Annotated in this window: 20 protein-coding genes; 15 read left to right on the plus strand and 5 right to left on the minus strand. The window is 67.5% G+C overall.

The genetic code is table 11. The features are described 5' to 3' along the window. Window positions 1-85 precede the first annotated feature (85 nt). The 15 genes from CJ179_RS25500 to CJ179_RS25570 all read left to right on the plus strand — a co-directional run bounded on the left by CJ179_RS25500 (window position 86) and on the right by CJ179_RS25570 (window position 14,512). Entirely contained in the window at window positions 86-1,225 is a 1,140-nt protein-coding gene (locus CJ179_RS25500; protein ID WP_179377640.1) for an acyl-CoA dehydrogenase family protein, read from the plus strand. Between the two features lie 123 nt (window positions 1,226-1,348). Beyond that, window positions 1,349-2,137, plus strand: coding sequence for an enoyl-CoA hydratase/isomerase family protein (locus tag CJ179_RS25505; protein ID WP_072942876.1), 789 nt, complete (start codon window positions 1,349-1,351; stop codon window positions 2,135-2,137). A 38-nt stretch (window positions 2,138-2,175) separates the two neighbouring features. Next, a complete protein-coding gene (locus CJ179_RS25510; protein WP_072942877.1) occupies window positions 2,176-2,553 on the plus strand; it encodes a Zn-ribbon domain-containing OB-fold protein in 378 nt (125 codons plus the stop codon). Next, on the plus strand, window positions 2,553-3,701 hold the full coding sequence (locus tag CJ179_RS25515; RefSeq protein ID WP_095863261.1) for a thiolase family protein: 1,149 nt from the start codon (window positions 2,553-2,555) through the stop codon (window positions 3,699-3,701). The genes CJ179_RS25510 and CJ179_RS25515 overlap by 1 nt, the downstream gene beginning before the upstream one ends. 9 nt (window positions 3,702-3,710) lie before the next feature. Beyond that, window positions 3,711-4,916 carry an acyl-CoA dehydrogenase family protein gene (locus tag CJ179_RS25520; RefSeq protein ID WP_241031471.1) on the plus strand — a complete coding sequence of 402 codons (1,206 nt, stop codon included), beginning with the start codon at window positions 3,711-3,713 and terminating at the stop codon, window positions 4,914-4,916. Next, on the plus strand, window positions 4,913-5,875 hold the full coding sequence (locus CJ179_RS25525; protein ID WP_072942880.1) for a phosphotransferase family protein: 963 nt from the start codon (window positions 4,913-4,915) through the stop codon (window positions 5,873-5,875). The genes CJ179_RS25520 and CJ179_RS25525 overlap by 4 nt, the downstream gene beginning before the upstream one ends. Before the next feature lie 52 nt (window positions 5,876-5,927). Beyond that, entirely contained in the window at window positions 5,928-7,130 is a 1,203-nt protein-coding gene (locus CJ179_RS25530) for an acyl-CoA dehydrogenase family protein (RefSeq protein ID WP_072942881.1), read from the plus strand. After that, complete coding sequence (locus tag CJ179_RS25535; RefSeq protein WP_072942883.1) at window positions 7,127-7,888, plus strand: SDR family NAD(P)-dependent oxidoreductase; 762 nt, start codon at window positions 7,127-7,129, stop codon at window positions 7,886-7,888. Before CJ179_RS25530 ends, CJ179_RS25535 begins: the two co-directional genes overlap by 4 nt. A 35-nt stretch (window positions 7,889-7,923) precedes the next feature. After that, on the plus strand, window positions 7,924-8,685 hold the full coding sequence (locus CJ179_RS25540) for an SDR family NAD(P)-dependent oxidoreductase (protein WP_095863262.1): 762 nt from the start codon (window positions 7,924-7,926) through the stop codon (window positions 8,683-8,685). A gap of 11 nt (window positions 8,686-8,696) precedes the next feature. Beyond that, window positions 8,697-9,746 (plus strand): NAD(P)-dependent alcohol dehydrogenase, encoded by a 1,050-nt coding sequence (locus tag CJ179_RS25545; protein ID WP_095863263.1) that lies wholly within the window; start codon window positions 8,697-8,699, stop codon window positions 9,744-9,746. Window positions 9,747-9,819: 73 nt separating this feature from the next. After that, a complete protein-coding gene (locus CJ179_RS25550; protein ID WP_072942888.1) occupies window positions 9,820-11,322 on the plus strand; it encodes a class I adenylate-forming enzyme family protein in 1,503 nt (500 codons plus the stop codon). Window positions 11,323-11,409: 87 nt separating this feature from the next. After that, the gene (locus CJ179_RS25555) at window positions 11,410-12,018 is read left to right on the plus strand and encodes a TetR/AcrR family transcriptional regulator (RefSeq protein ID WP_083395629.1); all 609 of its coding nucleotides are present in this window, start codon (window positions 11,410-11,412) and stop codon (window positions 12,016-12,018) included. A 74-nt stretch (window positions 12,019-12,092) separates the two neighbouring features. Beyond that, on the plus strand, window positions 12,093-12,428 hold the full coding sequence (locus CJ179_RS25560; protein WP_174705508.1) for an EthD family reductase: 336 nt from the start codon (window positions 12,093-12,095) through the stop codon (window positions 12,426-12,428). An 11-nt stretch (window positions 12,429-12,439) separates the two neighbouring features. Beyond that, the gene (locus CJ179_RS25565; protein WP_095863264.1) at window positions 12,440-13,441 is read left to right on the plus strand and encodes an MBL fold metallo-hydrolase; all 1,002 of its coding nucleotides are present in this window, start codon (window positions 12,440-12,442) and stop codon (window positions 13,439-13,441) included. A gap of 39 nt (window positions 13,442-13,480) precedes the next feature. After that, entirely contained in the window at window positions 13,481-14,512 is a 1,032-nt protein-coding gene (locus tag CJ179_RS25570; RefSeq protein ID WP_095863265.1) for an NADP-dependent oxidoreductase, read from the plus strand. A gap of 79 nt (window positions 14,513-14,591) precedes the next feature. On the opposite strand, the gene CJ179_RS25575 is transcribed toward CJ179_RS25570, so the two are convergent. The 5 genes from CJ179_RS25575 to CJ179_RS25595 form a co-directional block, all read right to left on the minus strand. Next, window positions 14,592-15,356: an SDR family NAD(P)-dependent oxidoreductase gene (locus CJ179_RS25575; protein WP_095863266.1), complete on the minus strand. Its 765-nt coding sequence runs from the start codon at window positions 15,354-15,356 to the stop codon at window positions 14,592-14,594. Between the two features lie 45 nt (window positions 15,357-15,401). Continuing rightward, a complete protein-coding gene (locus CJ179_RS25580) occupies window positions 15,402-17,102 on the minus strand; it encodes an iron ABC transporter permease (protein ID WP_072942897.1) in 1,701 nt (566 codons plus the stop codon). Further along, complete coding sequence (locus CJ179_RS25585; protein WP_095863267.1) at window positions 17,102-18,268, minus strand: ABC transporter ATP-binding protein; 1,167 nt, start codon at window positions 18,266-18,268, stop codon at window positions 17,102-17,104. The genes CJ179_RS25580 and CJ179_RS25585 overlap by 1 nt, the downstream gene beginning before the upstream one ends. A 149-nt stretch (window positions 18,269-18,417) precedes the next feature. After that, window positions 18,418-19,194 carry an SDR family NAD(P)-dependent oxidoreductase gene (locus CJ179_RS25590; protein ID WP_095863268.1) on the minus strand — a complete coding sequence of 259 codons (777 nt, stop codon included), beginning with the start codon at window positions 19,192-19,194 and terminating at the stop codon, window positions 18,418-18,420. Further along, window positions 19,191-20,228: an ABC transporter substrate-binding protein gene (locus CJ179_RS25595; RefSeq protein WP_095863269.1), complete on the minus strand. Its 1,038-nt coding sequence runs from the start codon at window positions 20,226-20,228 to the stop codon at window positions 19,191-19,193. Before CJ179_RS25595 ends, CJ179_RS25590 begins: the two co-directional genes overlap by 4 nt. Window positions 20,229-20,308: the final 80 nt, after the last annotated feature.

Here is a 20,308-nt window from a genome sequence, read left to right on the forward strand (position 1 = left end):
AACATGGGTGGGTCTGTCGAGAGTCCTTGCCGTCTCGTCTTCTGCGAAACTAAACTGAACTCACGTCAATTTATAGGAGAGTTCAATGCAGTCCTCCCATTCCAGCCCTTGGCCCGAGACCGAACCCGCGGCGATGACCCCCGTCGCCGAGCACGAAGACATCCGCGACGTCATACGCCGCCTGCTCGACCGCCACTCGACCCTCGAGGACGGCCGACTCGCCGCCCGGTCCCCGGTCGGCTATTCCCCCGAGTTGTGGTCGCTGCTCGTCGAGGAGATGAACGTCGCGGCCCTGACGGTGCCGGAGGATCGCGGCGGCCTCGGATACAGCGTGGTCGAACTCGGCATCGTTCTCGAAGAATGCGGGCGCGCGCTGGTCTGCGAACCGGTGCTCACGTCCGCCACGCTGGGAGTGCACGCCCTACTCGCGGCCGAAAGGTCGCAAACAGTAGACGAACTGCTCGACCAGGTCGTCCGGGGCGAACTCGTCGCGACGGTGACGGCCCTGAGTGGGCAGACCGATTTCGTCGACGCCGCGCGCGCCGGCGACCGATGGTCGCTGTCCGGTCGCGCGACGAATGTCGTGCAGGGCGGCGCCGCCGATGTCGTCGTGCTGCTCGCGCACGCCGACGACGGACCCGGCCTCTATGCGGTCGATCTGCGGACCGCGACGGTGCGGCGAACAGAACTTCCGGTGGTCGACCCCAGTCGACGGCAGGCGAATCTGCTCTTCGACGACGCGGAGGCGGTGCGGCTCGCCGGACCCGGTGACGCACCGCGCGCGGTCGAATCGTTGCAGAGCCTCGGAGTGATCGGACTGGCCTGCGAGCACGTCGGCGTGATCGACCGATTACTGGACAGTACACGGGAATACACCATGCAGCGCCGCCAGTTCGGGCGGGCGATCGGCTCCTTCCAGGCTGTCAAGCATCGACTGGCGAACACTCTCGTCGAGCTCGAGAAGGCGCGATCGGCGGCGCGGTACGCGGCCGCGGTGTTCGCGGAAGACCCGGGCGCCGCGGCGCTTCCGGCCGCTGTCGCGGGTGCGGTCTGCACCGAGGCCGTGATCGCCACCGCGATGGAGGCCGTGCAACTTCACGGGGGAGTCGGCTTCACCTGGGAACATGCGACGCACTCCTATGTTCGCCGCGCGCTCGGAGACGAACCGCTGCTGGGGGATTCGCGGGCGCACCGCGGGCGGATCGCGGATCTCGTCGGACTCTGACATCGGGCCGGCTGCTGCCGGCCGAATCCGACGCTCTTCGACCCCGCTATTGACGGAACACCTCCCACCCAGTAGAACTGAAGTGAATCCAGTTCAGTTTTCATCCCTCGAAAGGACCCCGACATGGTGGACACCGATCACATCGTTCTCGAGAAGGACGGCGACGTCGCCCGCGTGTGGCTCAACCGCCCGCACAAGAAGAACGCGGTCACCGTCGAGTTGCTGCACCGCCTCGACGAGATCATCGTCGAGGTCGACAACGACCCCGAACTCAAAGTGCTGGTCCTGCGTGGACGCGACGGCACGTTCTGCTCGGGATTCGATCTCGACGAACTGCGGGAGAAGTACGTCGGCTCCACCACCGCGATGGATGTCGCGGTGCTGTCGGCCCGGGTGTGCGACCGCCTGTACTCGATGAACACGCCGTCCGTCGCGGTCCTCGAAGGCTTCGTCACCGCGGGCGGTTTCGAGCTGATGATCTCCTGCGACTTCGCCATCGCGGCCGAGGACGCTCGTATCGGCGACTTCCACATTCGCCGCGCGCTGTTCGGTGGTGCGGGCCCGATCTACCGGCTCCCGCGGATGATCGGCATTCGGAAGACCAAGGAGCTCATGCTCACCGGCAAGCTCCTCACCGGCAAGGAGGCGGAGGCCTTCGACCTGATCAACGCTTCGGTGCCGGCCGAAGACCTCGACAAGCTCGTCGCCGAGTTCATCGCGCCGATCGTGGACAAGAGTCCGTTCATGATGAAGCTCACCAAGATGTGCATCGACCGCGGTCTCGACGCGGACATCCAGTCGCTCATGGTGATGGAGCACCTCGCCGTCGGCAACGCGCTGCAGTCCGAGGACGCACGCGAAGGCGTGAACGCGTTCCTCGAAAAGCGTGACCCGGTCTGGGTCGGTCGCTGACCCGAACGCCGCCGACGAATCCCGAGGAGAGATTGACGATGGGCGAGACACATACCGCGCCGGCACTCGGCGCGAGCCGGTGCTCCCACTGCTCGACGGTGGCGTTCCCGGCCACCAGCCTGTGCTCGCAGTGCTCACGACCGGCGATGTCGCCGGTTGCGCTGAGCACACGCGGAACGGTCTGGGCGTACACGGTTCAGCGGTTCGCCCCGAAATCGCCGCCGTATGTTCCGCCGCCGGACGGGTTCTCGCCGTTCGCGGTCGGCTACGTCGAACTCCCCGAGGGAATCAGGGTCGAAGCCGTGCTCGACTGCCACGACTTCGACGAGTTGGACGACGGGGCGCCGGTGACCTTGGTCGCCACGGCACCGGTGCCCCGGTTTGCCACCGACGCATATCTGAAGGAGACCCGCTGATGTCCACCGTGTCGATCATCGGGGCCGGACTGTCGAAATTCGGGCGCCAACAGGACAAGACCGGCCGCGGGCTCGCCCTGGACGCGATCGCGTCCGCCCTGGCCGACGCCGGCATCGCGTGGACCGACGTTCAGGTCGCGTTCGGTGGCAGTGACGGCTCCGGGCTCGCCGACACCCTGGTGTCCGAACTCGGACTCACCGGAATCCCGTTCACCAACGTCAAGAACGGTTGCGCGACAGGGGGTAGCGCTCTGGTGTCGGCCGTCAACGCCATTCGTGCCGGCGCCGCCGACATCGCGCTCGCGGTCGGCTTCGACAAGCACCCGCGCGGTGCGTTCGACCCGGCGCCACAGGACTGGGGTCTGCCCGTCGGCTACGGCGAGGCGGGTCTCATGGTCACCACCCAGTTCTTCGGCATCAAGATCGCGCGGTACATGCGCGAACACGGAATCAGCGCCCCCACACTGGCCGCCGTCGCGGAGAAGGCGTATCGCAACGGCTCCCTGAACCCGAATGCCTGGCGGCGTGAACCCATGTCCGCCGAGACGATCGCCGCCGCGGACATGGTCAACGACCCCCTGACCAGGTACATGTTCTGCTCACCCGGCGAGGGCGGTGCGGCCGTCGTCGTGGCGAGCGAGACCGCCGTCCGGCGACTCGGCGGACGACCGGTGCACCTGCGGGGCATTTCGGCGGGCACCCGCCGGTTCGGCTCGTTCGAGGTGTTCGGCCCGTCGATACAGGGCGCGGGTACCCCGTCGAGCGTGAGCACGTCCACCGCGGCGGCCGCATTCGAGCAGGCCGGACTCGGACCTTCCGACGTGGACGTCGCGCAACTCCAGGACACGGAGAGCGGCGCCGAGATCATGCACATGGCCGAATGCGGATTCTGCGAGCACGGCGAGCAGGAAAAGCTGATCGCCGCAGGGGAGACGGAAATCGGCGGGCGGATCCCGGTCAACACCGACGGCGGTTGCATCGCGAACGGGGAACCGATCGGCGCGTCCGGCCTCCGGCAGATACACGAGATCGTCACGCAATTGCGCGGTGAGGCCGGTGCCCGGCAGGTCCCCGGAAACCCGCGCATCGGATTCACCCACGTCTACGGTGCGCCCGGGATCAGCGCCTGCACCGTCCTGTCAGTCTGAGGAAGAGCCATGAATCAAGCAACGATGCCCGGCCTGGACCAGTTCGTGGACGGCGCCCGCGCGTGGCTGCGAACGGTCGCCGAACCGCGCACCCAGATCAAATGGGGGGTGGGACCCGACTCGGTCGCCGTCTTCGAGAACTGGACCGCTGCGCAGGAACGCGAAGAGACCGACCACATCCGGGCGTACGAGCAGACGAAGTTCGACGCCGGCTGGGGTTCGATGAACTGGCCGGTCGAATTCGGCGGACGCGGACTGCCGATGTCCTATGTGCTCGCCTTCCGGCGGGAGGAGAACTGTTTCGACGTGCCCCGCCGAACCGAAATGTTCTCGGTCACTCAGCAACTGGTCGCACCGGCCATCGCCCAGTGGGGAACGCCCGAGCAGTGCGATCGGTATGTGCGGGCGATGCTTCGCACCGACATCATCGCCTGTCAGCTGTTCTCGGAAACCGAAGCCGGATCCGACCTGGCGGCGGTCCGGACGAGAGCGGTCGAGCGGGACGGCCGGTGGACGATCACCGGGCACAAGGTCTGGACGTCCGGCGCCCGGGTCGCCGACGTCGGGGTCGCGGTGTGCCGCACCGACCCCGACGCGCCCAAACACAAGGGCCTCACCGTCTTCCTGGTCCCGATGGACGCTCCCGGCGTCACCGTCCGGCCGATCCGCCAGATGACCGGGGGCAGTTCCTTCAACGAGGTGTATCTCGACGGCGTCGAACTCTCGGACGACCACCGGCTGGGGCCGGTGGGGCAGGGCTGGCCGGTCGCATTGACCGTGCTGGCCGCCGAGCGCCTCGACGCCGGTAACCTCGGCCTGGCCAACGCGGACCAGGCCGTCGAACTCGCCCGCCACCTGGGCCGGGAGCTGTCCGAGATCGAGCGCGACAAGGTCGCGGATCTGGTGACGCGCAGCTATGTCCAGCGGGTGACGGGAATGCGGGTGGCCGCCGCCGTCGTCGCCGACAAGGACCCCGGCCCGGAGGCGTCGGTGGGCAAGTTGCTCGCCACCGACACCATGGCGCGCACCTCGGAGGTCGTCCGGATGCTGCTGGGGCGCGACCTGATCGCCGACTCGGGCGAGTGGGGAACGTTCGCGTGGACCGAGCACGTGCTCGGCGCACCCGGCTACCGCATCGCAGGCGGCACCGACGAGATCCAGCGCAACATCCTCGCCGAGCGCGTGCTCGGCCTGCCGAGGGAGCCCCGCCCGTGAGTGCAACGATCACCCTCGACGACCGTGTGGCGCGTCGCCTGCGCGAGCAGAACCCGGGCCTGGACGTCGGCCCGCTCGAGCCGCTGCCCGGCGGGCACTCCGGACTGACCTACAAGGTCCGGACCGGTGGGGGCGACCTCGTCGTCAAGGCTGTGCCCGAGGGGCAGCGTCCCATCGGGCGGCACGACATGGTGCGCCAGGCGAGGATCATGGAAACGCTCGGCGCCACAGCGGTTCCCGTGCCCCGCATCGTCACCGTCGACGAGGACGGTCCGGCGTGGTTCGCGATGGAGTGCGTCGCCGGGGAATCCCTCGAGCCGGTGCTCGATACACCGGCGGTCGAACCGGCCGTCGCTGCCGCGCGGATGCGCCGGGCCGCCGAGGTGCTCCCGCTGCTGCACGCGGTGCCCCTCGACACGATCCCGGCCGCCGGTGATCCGTTGTCGCCGGCCGCCGAGCTGGCGCGGTGGCAACGCACCCTCGGCGCCGTTCCCCCCGAACTCGTGAGCGGGGGCGAGGAGTTGCTGCGTCTGCTCGCCGCCGATGTCCCGGACGGGATGGCGCCCACGTTGGTGCACGGCGACTACCGGCTCGGCAACATCATCGCGCGGGGCACGGAGCCGGCGGCATTGATCGACTGGGAGATCTGGAGCCTGGGCGATCCGCGGGTCGAGCTCGGCTGGTTCCTCGTCTTCGCCGACGGTGTGAACTTCCCCGGTGTGGGGCGCGCGGTGCCGAACCTGCCGAGCGAGGACGAGCTGATCGACCTCTACACCGGGGACGCCCCGGCACTGCCGGACATGAACTGGTTCAACGCACTCGGCCGTCTGAAGATGGCGGCGATCATGGGCCACAACCTGCGCAGGCACCGAGAGGGCCGCCACCACGACCCCGATCAGGAACGGCTGCCCGACACCATCTCGCAGCTCATTCGCAGCGGCACCGCACTACTTGCCTGACCACTCTTTCGCGCACCGCTCGAGGCGCTGACAGGAACAGAAAGGACGACACGTGGACTTCGGATACTCCGCACGCACCGAGCGACTGCTCGAGCAACTGCGGACCTTCATGGAAGAGCACGTCTATCCGGCCGAGGCCGTGTACGACGAGCAGATCAGGTCGAACGACAACCCGCACGAACAGCCGAAGGTCATGCTGGACCTGCAGGCGAAGGCACGGGAACTCGGACTGTGGAACCTCTTCATGACGCACGGCGAATGGGGCGCCGGGCTCACCAACCTCGAGTACGCCCCTCTTGCCGAGATGGTCGGACGATCGGTGATCGGCAACGAAGCGATCAACTGCTCGGCACCCGACACCGGCAACATGGAAATCCTCGCCATGTACGGCACCCCGCAGCAGCAGTCACGCTGGCTCGCGCCGCTCCTGGACTGCACGATCAGGTCGGCGTTCGCGATGACGGAACCGGAGGTGGCGAGTTCGGACGCCACCAACATCACCTCGACCATCCGCCGCGACGGCGACGAGTACGTCCTGAACGGCCGGAAGTGGTACACCTCGGGCATTCTCGATCCCGACTGCAAGCTCGTCATCTTCATGGGCAAGTCCGATTCCGACGCCCCGACGTACCGGCAGCAGAGCATGATCCTGGTGCCGGCGGATGCTCCCGGCATCGAGGTGCTCCGCGATCTGCCGATGTTCGGCTACCGGGACCGGCTCGGCCACGGCGAGGTCCAGTTCACGGACGTGCGGGTGCCCGCCGACCACATGCTCGGCGCCGAGGGCGACGGGTTCGCGATCGCGCAGGGCCGACTCGGGCCGGGGCGCATGCACTACGCGATGCGGGCGATCGGCATGGCCGAACGCGCCCTCGAGCTGATGTGCCGACGGGTCCTGCAGCGCACCGCGTTCGGGGGACCCCTCGCCGATCGCGGTGTGGTGCGTGAGTGGATTGCGCGGAGCCGGATGGAGATCGACCAGATCCGGCTGCTGGTTCTGCAGTCGTCGTGGCTGATGGACACCCGCGGCAATGCCGCGGCCCGCTCGGAGGTCGCCGCGATCAAGGTGGCGGCGATGGAGGTTGCGCATCGAGTGGTCGACCACGCCGTCCAGGCGCACGGCGCCGCGGGCGTGAGTGACGACACGATCCTGGCCCGGCTGTACGCGATCACCCGGGCACTGCAGATCGCCGACGGCCCGAACGAAGTCCATCTGCGCACGATCGCGCGCCTCGAACTGAAGAAGTACGCATGAACACGACACAGGAGTTGACGGGCAAGGTCGCACTGGTCACGGGCGCGACCCGCGGGCTCGGATACGCCATCGCCGGCGGCCTTGCCGCCGCGGGAGCCACCGTGATCGTGTCGAGCCGCAAGGAGGAGGCGTGCGTCTCCGCGGCCCGTGCGATCGTCCGGGACACCGGTGGAATCGCCGAACCGCTCGCACTGCACGTCGGGAAGTGGGACGCGATCGAAACCGCGGTCGACCACATCGTCACCCGATTCGGGAAGCTCGACGTCGTCGTGAACAACGCCGGCATCGCACCCCTGTCACCGACACTGGAGTCGGTGTCCGAGTCGCTCTTCGACAAGACGATCGAAGTCAACCTCAAGGGACCGTTCCGGCTGATGGCGGTGGCCGGCGCCAGGATGAGCGCGGCCGGAGGCGGTTCGATCATCAACATCTCGAGCATCGGCGCGGTGCGGCCCAGCCCGCCCGAGGCGATGTATGCGGCGTCGAAGAACGGCCTCAACGCGCTGACGATGGCGTTCGCGCAGGAATACGCGCCCCGGGTGCGGGTGAACTGCATCATGCCGGGCGGATTCGCGACCGACATGGCGGCCGACTGGGACGACGAGTTCGTCGGCAAGATCGTCGACCGGCTGCCCGCCGGACGGCTGGGGCATCCGGATGAAATCGCCGGCCTCGTCGTGCATCTGGCCGGGGACCGTGCCGGCTACACAACAGGGGCCGTGATCCCGGTAGACGGCGGACGCACCGCCGTCTACTGACGCGCGTGCCACGAACAGGAGTAGGAGCCAACCACATGCAGGTACCCGAGCTGTTCCAGCTGAGCGGTCGCGTCGCCGTCGTCACGGGTGCGTCGTCCGGACTGGGGATGGGATTCGCGCGGACGCTGGCCGCGGCAGGCGCCACCGTCTACGCGGCCGCCCGCCGCATCGATCGGCTCGAGGCACTGGCAGCGGAGGTCGACACCGTGGTCCCGGTCGAATGCGACATCACCGTCGACGCCGACCGCCGCCGCCTCGTCGACCGCGCCCGCGAGCGAACCGGCCACGTCGACGTCCTGGTCAACAATGCCGGCAAGCCCGGACCTCCGAACGCGGAGGACGAAACCGCCGACGGGTTCTCGTCGATCCTCGACGTCAACCTCGCGGCGGGTTTCCATCTGGCCACGTATGCCACGTCGACCGTTCCGGAGGGCGCGGGGATCTCGATCATCAACATCTCGTCGGTGATCGGTCTGGTGTCCACCGCTCCCATCGGCGGTGCGAGCTACGCGGCGTCGAAGGCGGGCATTCTCGGGCTGACCCGCGAGTTGGCGGGTCAGTGGGGCAGGCGGGGCGCCCGTGTCAACGCCGTCGTGCCCGGGTGGTTCGATACCGAAATGACGGACGGACTGTTCGGCAACCAGCGCTCGGCCGACTGGGTGCGCCGCAATACGATGCTCGGCCGCGGTGGCCGGGCGGGCGAGGTGGACGGCGCCGTGCTGTTCCTCGCATCGGATGCTTCTTCGTATGTCACCGGACAGACGCTCGTCGTCGACGGCGGCTGGGCAGCCAGGTAGGCGACAGGACCATGGACATCGAGATGATGCGTGCAGTGCGCCTGACCACCTGGGGCCAACCGGTGGAGGTCCAGCGCGTCCCAGTCCCCGAACCGCGGGGCGCCGAACTGCTGATCGAGGTCCGGGCCGCCGGGCTCTGCCGATCCGACCTGCACGTCATGGACGCACCCGCAGGTGCGTTCGACTACCCGCTCCCGCTCACACTCGGGCACGAGGTGGCCGGAACCGTGGTCGGCGCGGGACCGGACGCCGACAGGTCGTGGATCGGCGAGTCCGTGGTGGTCCACGGTGTGTGGTCCTGCGGGGAGTGCCGCAACTGCAGGCGGGGCCGGGAGAACTACTGTCACGACCTGCGTCCGCGGGCGGACGGCAGGCTCGCGGCGATCGGCAACGGTCTCGGACACGACGGCGGCCTCGCCGAGGCCATGATCGTTCCCTCGGAACGGTTCGTGGTGCGCACCCGGGGGCTCGCTCCCGAGAGTGCCGCCCCGCTCGCCGATGCCGCCCTGACCGCCTACCACGCGATCCGAACGAACCGGGACCTCGTCGACGGCCACTCGGTCACCGTCGTGGTCGGTGTCGGGGGGCTGGGCCATCTCGCTGTCCAGATCCTTCGCGCTCTCGGCGCCGGCACGATCATCGCGGTCGATCCACGCGAGGACTCGCGCGACCTCGCCCTCCGGTTGGGGGCGGACCGGGCGGTGTGCGAGGTGGCCGATTCCGGCACAGAGCCTCGCTTCGCCGACGTGGTGTTCGATTTCGTGGGATCACCGGCCACGATGGAATCGGCGGCGCAGTTGCTCGGCCCCGGTGGCCGCCTGGTGACCGTGGGCAGCGGGGGCGGCCGGCTCACGGTCGGCAAGGACCTCGGACTGCCGGGCGGCTGGCAGGTCAGCGCCCCGTTCTGGGGAACCCGCGCCGACCTCGAGGCGGTGGTCGATCTCGCGCAACGAGGTCTGCTGAGCGTCGAATCGACGTCTTACCGATTGGACGACGCCGTCGACGTGTACGACCGGCTGCGCCGCGGAGCGATTCGCGGGCGCGCCGTCCTCGTGCCGTGACCGACGACGTCTGCGCAATACCGCGCATGATGACCGAGAATGACAGTGGTTCGCTGAACAGGAGGATTGCGGGATGTGGGAGTTGGCTCGCGAATTCGTTGCTCGCGCAAAGAATTCGCCCGATGAGATCGTGGTCGTCGACGCCTCGGGCGAGTACACCGCCGCGCGCATCGCCGCGGCGGCGACAGAACTTGCCGCACTTCTGGACACCGCTCGCGGGGGTTCGCCCACCGTGCTCGTCCAAGCGGACAACAGCTGGCGGACGCTGACTGCCGCACTCGCCGTCGGTCTGCGAGGCGGCGTCGTCGCAGTGTTCAGCAGGCACGCCACCCCGTCGGAGTTCGCCGTGGCCCTGCACGACATCGCACCCGACGTGGTGATCGCCGACCCCGGGTCCCTTGCGCACTGGGGCGCGTCGGACGACCACTTCAGCGAAGAGGCGACCGCGCTGGACGGCTGGTCGATGCGCTGGTCGCGGACACCGGTCAGCGACGTCGCACGGTGGAACGGCGGAATCGCGATCGCGATGACGTCCGGGTCCACCGGACACCCCAAGTGCGTCGTGCAGTCGGAATCCGCGATCCGTTACGCCTGCCGCTGCACGATCGACGCCGTCGGCCTCGAACCCGGAGACCCGGTCGCCGCGTTCGTTCCGCTGTCGTCGGTGGCCGCATTCTGCTTCGGTCTCTACCTCCCCACGATGCTCGCCGCGCCGATGGTCTGCATGGACGGCTGGAAGCCTGCAACCGCCCTCGAGGTGGTCAGGAAACACCAGGTTGCCTGGACGATGCTCGTCCCGACCATGGCGCTTCAGCTGGCTGTCGCGCCCGACGCGGCGGGCGCGCTGACCTCGCTGCGGGCGATGACCGTGGGCGGCGGCCCGATGGACGCCGGTGCGCTCGGTCGCGCCGAGCAGATTCTCGGGACGACGTTCCTGCGGGTGTTCGGGATGTCCGAGTGCCTCGGGCACACCACCCCGCTGCCGTCGGACGCGCCGGACATACGCCTCGGACGGGACGGCAGGCCGTTCCCCGGCACCGTTGTCCGAGCCGTCGACGAGCACGGCGCTCCGCTGCCACCGGGGCGGGTGGGCGACGCTCAGGTCAATGGGCCCTCCCTCTTCGTCGGTTATGCCCGAGCCGGGGTTCCCGCGCCGCCCGGACTCACCGCGGACGGGTTCCTGCCCACCGGCGACCTCGTCGAGATCGCGGACGACGGGAGCATCCGGGTGATGGGGCGGCAGAAGCAGATCATCATCCGCGGGGGCCGCAACATCGACATCAACGAGGTCGAAGCCGCCATCGCTCGCATCCCGACCGTGTCCCAGGTGTGCGTGGTACCGGTGCCGGACGAACTGCTCGGTGAACGCGCCGCGGCCCTCGTCGTGAGCACGGGTGCAGCAATTACCCTCGGTGAGGTGGTTGCGCACCTCGGTGACATCGACTTCCCCAAGTTCAAGTGGCCGGAGTTCGTATTCACGATCGACGATCTGCCGCAGAACCGGGTCGGCAAACTGTCTCGACCGGATGCGGTGGACCTCGCAACACGCCTGCTCGCCGGTAGCGAGACCACCTGATCTCCACCCGACCTGACCTCAGTTCAGGTAGTCTTACCGATACCGACCCGACGACAAATGGATGGGGATCCCGTGTCCGTAGAAGCCATGACGCTCCGCGATGGTCCGCGTTCCAAGCGCGGGCTCATCCTTACGGCCGCAATCGAGCGCTTCGGGGAAGTGGGCTTCGAGCACACGAAGTGGGCGTCGATCGCCGACGAGGTCGGTATCGGCCAGACCGCGCTCTACCACTACTTCGAATCCAAGGCACACTGCCTGCTGACGATCATGCGTCTCGAACTGGCGCAGTCGCTCGAGCGATTCACGACCGCGATCGAGGGCATCGACGACCCGGTCGAGGCGTTGAGCGCCGCCATCACCAGCGCCCTGGAAGCGACCCCCCGCGACGCCCTGCAGCGTCGGATCCTCCAGAGCCACATGGATCTGCTGGCCACGCCCCGTCAGTCCGAGAAAGAAGAAGCCGAGCGCCAGACGTCACGGGCGCTGGTGAATTCGATCGAAGAGGCATGGTCTCTCCTCATCGCGAAGGGGATGGGCGCCGGGGCCTTCGCCGATGCCGATGCGCGTTTGATGGCCCGGCTCGTCCTCGGACTCGTCGTCAGCGTGTGGCGCTGGTACCGGCCCGACGGCGACATGACACTCGACCAGCTCAACCGGCACGTTCGCGACGCCACTCTGCGTATCGTCCGCGCGTGACCCGCGGAGATCGGAGAGTGGCTTTTGCACACCCTCGATAATTGAACCTAATTCATGTCAGTAATGGAGAGATGATGTACAACTTGATCGTCCTGGCCGCCCGTCCGCACGACTGGAGCCACGAGCAGTTCATCCAGTGGTGGCGCGGTGAGCACGCCGACGTGACCTATCCGCTTCCCGGCCTGCGACGCTGGCAGCACACCGAAGTGCTGGACGCGATGGACGACAGGTCCCGGGAGTGGGACGGTGTGTCGATCCTGAGCTTCGACTCCCGCGAGGACCTCGACGCCGCGCTGGCCAGCCCGGAATGGCAAGCCGCAGTGGAGAACGTCGGCAAGATGCGCGGAAAGCGCATCCTCGTCATGGGCGAGGAGAAGACGATGGTCGAAGTGGACAGCGCAACATCATGAGGGCGGGGTGGATGGAGCCGGGCTGCTACGAGGTGGCGCCCGGTGTGCATCGAATACCCCTCCAGATGCCCGGTGACGGTCTCGGGGCCGTGAACGTCTACGCCCTCGAGACCCCGGACGGTCTGGCCCTCGTCGACGGTGGCTGGCGAGTCGGCACGACGTTCGAGGAGATGGAGCGGGCACTGCTCCGGATCGGCCACGGCACCGAGCAGATTCACGACATCTACGTCACCCACGTGCACCGCGACCACTACACGTTCGCCGTCGAACTCCGCCGCCGTCACGGTTCACGCGTCCACCTCGGAGTCGCGGAGGCGGACGGTCTGGCAGCGGTCGGCGCCCTCGGCAGCAACGTTCCGACGGATTCGCTGAACGAACTCCGCCGCGCGGGAGCCCCCGTCCTGGCAGACACCGTCGAGGCCCTGACCGCCGCGGAACCGTTCTACCCCGCGGACTGGGAAGAACCCGACCACTGGCTCGCCGCGGGTCCACTTCCGATCGGCCGGCACGCCCTCGACGTCGTGCACACCCCGGGCCACACCAAGGGACACATGGTGTTTCACGACGTGGATCAGGGGCTGCTGTTCAGCGGCGACCATGTCCTGCCCTCGATCACGCCGTCGATCGGCTTCGAGTTGGGCGAGTGGGACCTGCCGCTGGGGCGCTACCTCGACTCGCTGTCCCGGTTGCTCGACCGCCCCGATTCGCAACTTCTGCCGGCACACGGAGATCCGACACCGAGCGTGCACCGTCGAGTAGAAGAGCTTCTCGCGCACCACGACCAGCGATTCGATGCCATGCGCAACGCGCTGATCTCTCTCGGGCAGGGGACCGCGACCGCCGTGGCACACGTGGTCACGTGGACTCGTCGCGAAAGGCCGTTCACCACGCTCGACCCGTTCAATCAGATGATCGCCACCTGTGAGACCCTCGCGCACCTCGACACCCTGGTCGACCGCGGCCGGCTCACCGTCCGAAAACGAGACGGCCACGACGTCTTCTCCGTCGTCTGAGTCGACGTCGTCTCCGTGGTCTGAGTGGAAAGGATTCCCGTGCAGAGTCGTGAGCTCACACTGGCACACCATCCCCAGGGGAGGGTTCGACCGTCGGACTTCCGCCTCGACGTGGTGACGGTTCCCGAAGAACTCGGGCCCGGTGACATTCTCGTGCGCAACTCGTGGTCGTCGATCGACCCGTCCGTCAGGATGCGACTCGGCCCCACCGGCCCCGCCGGCTACCTGCCGCCGTTCCGCATCGGGGAGACGCTGACCGGGTTGGCCGTCGGGGAGGTGCTCCGGTCCCGTGCCCCCGGCTTCGCGCCGGGCGACACGGTGCTGCACATCAACGGTTTTCGTGAGTTCGCCGTGATCCGGCAGGACGGTGACACCCTCGCCGGGGCCGGTGGTGTGACGCGACTCGACATCGGCGAGCACCCGCCGCAGGCATATCTCGGAGCGCTGGGCAGCGCCGGGCTCACCGCGTACGTGGGATTGCACTGCATCGGTGAACTCGCAGGCGGAGACGTCGTGTGGATCTCGTCGGCGGCCGGAGCGGTCGGCAGCCTCGCCGCCCAGATTGCCAAGCTCCGAGGTCACTACGTGGTCGGCAGCACGGGATCCACCGAAAAGGTCCGGTTCCTGCTGGAAGAACTGAATCTCGATGCCGCGTTCGATTACCACACGCCGGACCTGACGCGGGCCCTCGACAGTGCGGCACCCGACGGCATCGATCTGTATTTCGATAACGTGGGCGGAACGCATCTCGGGGCCGCCCTGCATCGCCTTCGGCCGGGAGGCCGAGTGGCCATGGCCGGCGCCGTCGCGTCCTACGACGCCGAGACGGCGGCAGCAGGTCCGGACAACCTCTTTCAGATCGTGTCGAAGAGCCTCACGGTGAAGGGTTTCCGGGCCGGTGCCTACGACCACCTGCTCGGCGACATGCGAGCCGAGGTCGGGGCCTATCTCCGCGACGGGCGGCTCGTGGCCGAGGAGACCGTGTTCGACGGTCTCGAGTCGGCGCCGGACGCGATCGTTGCGATGCTGCGCGGCCGCACCGTGGGAAAGACGCTGTGCCGTCTGCGGTGACGACCCAGCCACACAGCAAACCTGGCCACAGCAAACATGGCCTCCGCATCGCGCGGAGGCCATGTTCGTGTGCCGGGGTTCAGGCAGCCGTCCACCCGCCGTCGGCGTAGATCTCCGATCCCGTGATGAAGGTGGAGTCGTCGCCGGCGAGGAAGGCGACCGCGGCCGCGATCTCCTCACCGCGCCCGAGCCGGCCCATCGGCGTGCCGGCGAGCATCTCGCGGTGACGCTCGGTGCCCTCCCACCGTTCGAGCAGCGGTGGCGTCGCGATGAATCCCGGGTGCAGCGAGTTGACCCGCACGCCCGCTTTCGCCCAGTGCAGGGCAGCGTTCTTCGTCATCGTGCGGACGGCGCCCTTGGCGGCCGCATAGGCGACACTGTTGCCCAGGCCACCCACGGTTCCCAGGATCGAGCACATGTTCACGATGGAACCGCCGCCGCTGCGTTCGATCAGGGGGCCGGCATGTTTCATGCCCAGCCACGTGCCGGTCTGGCCGATCCCGATCACACGATCCCAGTGCGCTCGGGTTTCGTCCTCGGCTGTTGCGACACTGCCGATGGCAGCGTTGTTGACCAGGGCGTGCACAGCGCCGAACTTTCCCTCGACTGCCGCGACGACCGCCTCCCACTGCTCCTCGGAGGAGACGTCCAGGGCGTGCGCGGCATGTCGCTCGGGCTGGGCGAGAGTGCGGAGCAGGTCGTGGCAGGCCGATTCGTCGAGATCGGTGACGACGACGTGGGCGCCTTCGTCGGCAAGCCTGCGGACTATCTCGACGCCGATTCCACCGGTCGCACCCGTCAGCAGGACGACCTTGTCGCGAAGCCGGTCAGGTCCCACACTCATCTGTACTCCTCGTCATTCGTTCGGATCGGGCAGGACATACCGATATCACAGGTTGCTCAACACGTTCCGGCCACCGACGAGCATCGCGAACACGACGCCGATGCTGGTCACGGCCGTCATGAGCAGCGCCATCGCCGCCACCAGCGGGTACGAACCGTTCTCCCACAGGTCGAACAGCAGCGTGCCCATCACCTGTGTCGTGGCGGCACGGACGAGCAGCGAGGCGGCGAACTCGTGGGTCAGCAGGATGAACATCAAGGCGACGGCACTGAGCACGGTCGGTCTCATCAGCGGCAGGATCACCCGGAGATTGGTGACGAACGGGCTCGCGCCACTGGTCGCCGAGGCCTCGGCGTAGGTCTCCCCGAGCGACAGCATCGCCGTCATCTGCATCCGGGTGGAGAACGGCACCATGAGCACGACGTACACGAGGATGATGACCGCTTTGGTGCCGTAGAGGATCAGCGGAGGCTGCGTGTAGGTCAGCAAGAACCCGACACCGAAGATCACCGCCGGAATGCCCAGGGGGAGAGCCGTGATCACGTCACCGATGGTCCCCAGGACCCGGTGCTTGCGGCCTCGCACGAGCAGAGTGGCGGTGAGATAGCCGATCGGCACGCAGATCGCCACTGCGACGACGGAGGTGAGAAGACTGGTGAACACCGAGTCGACGATGCTCGCCGTCTGGAAGAGTGCCCGGAAGTTGTCGAGCGTGAACAGATTCCAGGACAGCGATTCCGACCAGTACGGAGACACCGCCACGATGGCGAGCCCGATCAGCGGAACGACGAGTGCGAGAATCGCGTACACGGAGATCGCGGCGGCGGCCCAGACCGAGCGACCGGTGTTCGGTGCGAACGCTTTTCCGCCGTGGGTGACGAAGCGCTTCTGATTGCCGAGAAGCATCTTCTGCGCGAGCACGACAACGATTCCGAAGATGACGAGCGGTGACCCCGCGGCCGCCGCGGCCGCGAAATCCGCAGGCGACTCCGACACACGGCGGTACATTTCGGTGGTGAGCACCTTCACACCCGCGTTCTGCCCCAGCAGGAGCGGCCCCGTGAACTGGCCCAGTCCGAGAAGCAGCGCGATTCCGCCGCCGTACACCAGGGACGGGCGGAGCAGCGGAAGCACGACGCGAAAGAACACCCCGAGCGTCGACGAACCGCTGATCTGTGCGGCCTCGAGGTGCTCCGAACTGATGTTCTGCATTCCCGCGCTCACGAACAGGTATACGAACGACGTGAGTCCGAAACCGGTGAGAATGATGATCCACGGCGTGCTGTAGACGTCGATCGGTCCGGAATCCACGGTGTTCCACCAGGGAAGCTTGCGCAGGAGTGCGTTCAGGTACCCCGGCCCCGGAGAGAGGAGGAATGCCCACCCGACCACGTTGGCAACCGCGGGCATCACGATAGGCAGGATGGGGACGATCCGGAGAAAGCTCAGCCGGCGTGGCAGCCTGGTGGCCGCGAACGCGAGCACCGTTCCCAGCACCATCGCGATGGCGAGCGACGTGACGGCGAGGGCGATGGTCGTCCGGATGGTCTGACCGATGTCGTACCGCCCGTACTGGGCCTGATATCCGCGAGCGCCGTCTTGGAACGCCAGCGACTGCAGCCGGAACAGCGGGAGCACGACGAGGTACGCGAGAAACGCCAGCAGCGCGCCGTACCCGAGCCGGGTCCGCCACACCGCGCTGACGACGAGCGGCCGCGCGCTACGGCTCACGGCGACGGTAGCCATCATGCCTCCGATCGGGCTGCGGCCCGAGCGAGCTCGGGAGCGTGCAGATCGACGTGCCCGTCGGGGTGCGGGAACACCCGTAGTGCGCTGGGGGAGAAGCTGACCACCAGAGGAGATCCCGTGGCGGCGCCGCGCAGCCAGGACCCGTGCCGTCCCGCATCCGCGCGCAGGTACAACCGCTCACCGCCGGCGTCGACCGTCACGTCGAAGTAGCGGCCGCCGTACTCGGAGGTGACGAGTTCACCGGTCAGGCCGACATCGCCCGGGGCGACCTCGTCGAGCGAACGGTGCAGTGCGAGGTCGTCGGGGCGCATTCTTCCCAGGGCCGCGTCGCCGCCGATGTGTCCGCCCTGGATGCCGGCCGCATCGAGATCTACCGGGGTGCCCGCGCGCGTCGTCCAGCCCTCGTGCCGCCGGACGAGCTCGAGTCGGTTGGCCATGCCGATGAAGGCGGCGACATAGTCGGAGGACGGCGTCTCGTAGACCCGCTCCGGGGTGTCGTACTGCTCGATCTTGCCCGCCTTCATGATGGCGAGCCGGTCTCCGAGCGCGAACGCCTCGGCCTGATCGTGGGTGACGAAGACGGCTGTGAAGCCGAGACGTTGGTGGAGCTGATGGATCTGGGACCGCACCTGATCGCGCAGTCGCGCATCGAGATTGCTCAGGGGTTCGTCGAACAGCACCAGGTCGGGTTGTGCGACCAATCCGCGCGCCACCGCCACCCGCTGTTGCTGCCCACCGCTGAGCTGGGAGGGATACCGGTCGAGCAGGGCCCCGCAGTCCACCATTCCCGCAGCGGTTTCGACCTGGCCGGACGCCATGGCGCTCTTCATCCGGCGGACCTTCAACGGGTACCGGATGTTCTCCCGCACCGTCATGTTCGGCCACAGCGCGTAGGACTGGAAGACCATGCCGATGTTGCGTTTGTACGCCGGAACATTGATCCGGGCCGATGCGTCGAAGACGGTGTGGTCCTTGAACGTGATCGACCCGCCCTCGGGTGTCTCGAGGCCGGCGATGCAGCGGAGCGTGGTCGTCTTCCCACAACCGCTCGGGCCGAGCAGGACGAGGAATTCACCGTCCTCGATGTCGAGGTCGAGCTGGTCGACGATGGTGTTGGACCCGAAGGTCTTGGTCAGGTTGGAAACCCTGAATTGCGATGTCACCTGGCACCTGCTTGGTTGCGAGTGGTTTGTCTTGGAGGGCGTCCGTCCGGCTCCCGGGTTCGGAGCGCCGGTCGGAGATAAAATGAATTCAGTTCATTTCAGCGTAGCGGTGGGAAGCCCGGCGGGCAAGGAGTTGCCCGGCCGGGCCGTCACGACGACGAGAGCTTGGGAGTCCTGGCGCCCGCCGACGTTCCACCGTCGATCATGAGGTCGGTGCCGGTGACGTAGCTGCTCTCGTCGCCCGCGAGGAACAGGATGGCCTTCGCCACCTCGAGCGGCAGACCCCGGCGCTGCATCGGAATGCTTTTCACATACGCATCCATGTCGTCGTCGGCGAAACCTGCGCCCGCGGTGATGGCCGTGTCGATACTGCCCGGGCACACCGCGTTGACCCGGATGTTCTTCTCCGCGAACTCCAGCGCCGCAACGCGGGTCAGGGCGCGAACGCCGAACTTCGACGCGCCGTACGCACCGAGTTCGGCGGTCGCGAGGACACCGCGCAGCGAGGACAGGTTGACCACCGACCCGCCTGCGGTCATCGCGGCGCCCGCGGCCTGCAGTCCGAGGAACGTGCCCACCAGGTTGAGATCGATCATGCGTCGCAACTCGGCGAGCGAGGTGTCCATGATCGACGCCTTGGACGCGGCGCCGGCCGAGTTGACGAGAATACGCAGCGGGTGGCCGCGGTCCGCCATCTCGGCGGTCACCCGTGACCAGTCAGCTTCGTCGGTCACGTCCAGATGCCGATAATGGGCTCTCGCACCGAGTTTCGCCGCGACACTGTTGCCCAGGTCGTCGTCGACGTCGCACAGGTACACCGTCGCGCCGTGCGCATGGAAGAGTTCCGCGGTCGCGGCGCCGATTCCTCGTGCCGCACCGGTGACGAGAGCGCAGGTGTCACGCAGTCGCGCATCGTCTGAAGTCACTGGATGAATCGCTTTTCCCAGTCGGCCTGGTATTCGGTGAGCGATTCGGGCGTCAGATCGGACGGGTTGGGCAGTGCGATGTCCTGGGCCCGCGCGACGCTGCCTTCGATGCCGGGAAGGGCGCTCGCATAGCCGAGCGACAGCGCCTTCTGGCCGGCCGGGGTGACCATGAAGTTCGCCAGTACCTGAGCCGCATTCGGGTGCGGCGCCGCGGACAGGGCATGCGTGAACCAGGGTGTTCCCCACGGCGGCGTGGGCAGAGCCCAGTCGACGGGCGCACCCGATTCCTTCTCCCGCACCAGGGGTTGCACCACCGGGGTGGCGACGATCTCGCCGGACGTCAAGGCCTGGGCGACTCCCAGCGCGCTCGGGTAGATGCGCGGTTTCAGTTCGGCGAGTTTCTGGAGATAGCCGGGGCCGAAGTTCTTTTCGAAGAAGCGGTAGAAGTCGACATAGGAGGCGATACCGGACGGGTTGACGATGCCGATCTTGCCCTTCAACGCCGGGTCGAGGAGGTCTTCCGGCTTCTGCAGACCGCCGGGAAGTGCTGTCGTGTTCCATCCGAGGGAGAACACCGCCGCGCTGGTCAGGAAGAACTTGTCGGAGATGATGCTCTTCTGTGGTTCGTACTCCGGCGCGTCGAACGCCGGGCCGACGAGGTCGGCCGAGTACGTGCCCGACTCCGCGGCCGTCTCGATCCAGGCGGAGTCGGTGAGCATGTGGACGTCGGCCGTGCCGCGTTTCGTCTGATTCTCGACCTCGACCTTCGGGTTGATGTCGGCGTCCGTTCCCCGGACGTATTCGAGGGAGATCTCGGGATACTCCTGCTCGAACGCCACTTTGAGCGCCTCGAGATTGGCGGGATTCTGGCTCGAGTACAGCAGTACGCTGCCTTCGCTCTTGGCTGCCGCGACGACGTCGTCCCACGTCCCCGACACTGGTTGACTGACACCGGACCCGCCGGATCCGCAGGCGGCGGAAGCGAACGCGGCGACCACCGCGACCGCCATCAGCTTTATCGGCACACTTCTCATGGCATGAACGTCCTTCCGGAATCGGTTCGCCGGATGCGAAACCGTGTATTTGTTTTGCGGAGCGAGGGATCGAATGCGCG

Origin of the sequence: Rhodococcus sp. ACS1 (assembly GCF_002300155.1) — a bacterium.
GTDB classification, from domain to species: domain Bacteria; phylum Actinomycetota; class Actinomycetes; order Mycobacteriales; family Mycobacteriaceae; genus Rhodococcus_F; species Rhodococcus_F koreensis.

Coding starts and splice junctions, on each gene's coding strand:
- CJ179_RS25500 (WP_179377640.1), top strand. CDS start 86: ATGCAGTCCTCCCATTCCAGCCCTTGGCCCGAGACCGAACCCGCGGCG.
- CJ179_RS25505 (WP_072942876.1), top strand. CDS start 1,349: ATGGTGGACACCGATCACATCGTTCTCGAGAAGGACGGCGACGTCGCC.
- CJ179_RS25510 (WP_072942877.1), top strand. CDS start 2,176: ATGGGCGAGACACATACCGCGCCGGCACTCGGCGCGAGCCGGTGCTCC.
- CJ179_RS25515 (WP_095863261.1), top strand. CDS start 2,553: ATGTCCACCGTGTCGATCATCGGGGCCGGACTGTCGAAATTCGGGCGC.
- CJ179_RS25520 (WP_241031471.1), top strand. CDS start 3,711: ATGAATCAAGCAACGATGCCCGGCCTGGACCAGTTCGTGGACGGCGCC.
- CJ179_RS25535 (WP_072942883.1), top strand. CDS start 7,127: ATGAACACGACACAGGAGTTGACGGGCAAGGTCGCACTGGTCACGGGC.
- CJ179_RS25540 (WP_095863262.1), top strand. CDS start 7,924: ATGCAGGTACCCGAGCTGTTCCAGCTGAGCGGTCGCGTCGCCGTCGTC.
- CJ179_RS25545 (WP_095863263.1), top strand. CDS start 8,697: ATGGACATCGAGATGATGCGTGCAGTGCGCCTGACCACCTGGGGCCAA.
- CJ179_RS25550 (WP_072942888.1), top strand. CDS start 9,820: ATGTGGGAGTTGGCTCGCGAATTCGTTGCTCGCGCAAAGAATTCGCCC.
- CJ179_RS25555 (WP_083395629.1), top strand. CDS start 11,410: ATGACGCTCCGCGATGGTCCGCGTTCCAAGCGCGGGCTCATCCTTACG.
- CJ179_RS25560 (WP_174705508.1), top strand. CDS start 12,093: ATGTACAACTTGATCGTCCTGGCCGCCCGTCCGCACGACTGGAGCCAC.
- CJ179_RS25565 (WP_095863264.1), top strand. CDS start 12,440: ATGGAGCCGGGCTGCTACGAGGTGGCGCCCGGTGTGCATCGAATACCC.
- CJ179_RS25575 (WP_095863266.1), bottom strand. CDS start 15,356: ATGAGTGTGGGACCTGACCGGCTTCGCGACAAGGTCGTCCTGCTGACG.
- CJ179_RS25580 (WP_072942897.1), bottom strand. CDS start 17,102: ATGGCTACCGTCGCCGTGAGCCGTAGCGCGCGGCCGCTCGTCGTCAGC.
- CJ179_RS25595 (WP_095863269.1), bottom strand. CDS start 20,228: ATGAGAAGTGTGCCGATAAAGCTGATGGCGGTCGCGGTGGTCGCCGCG.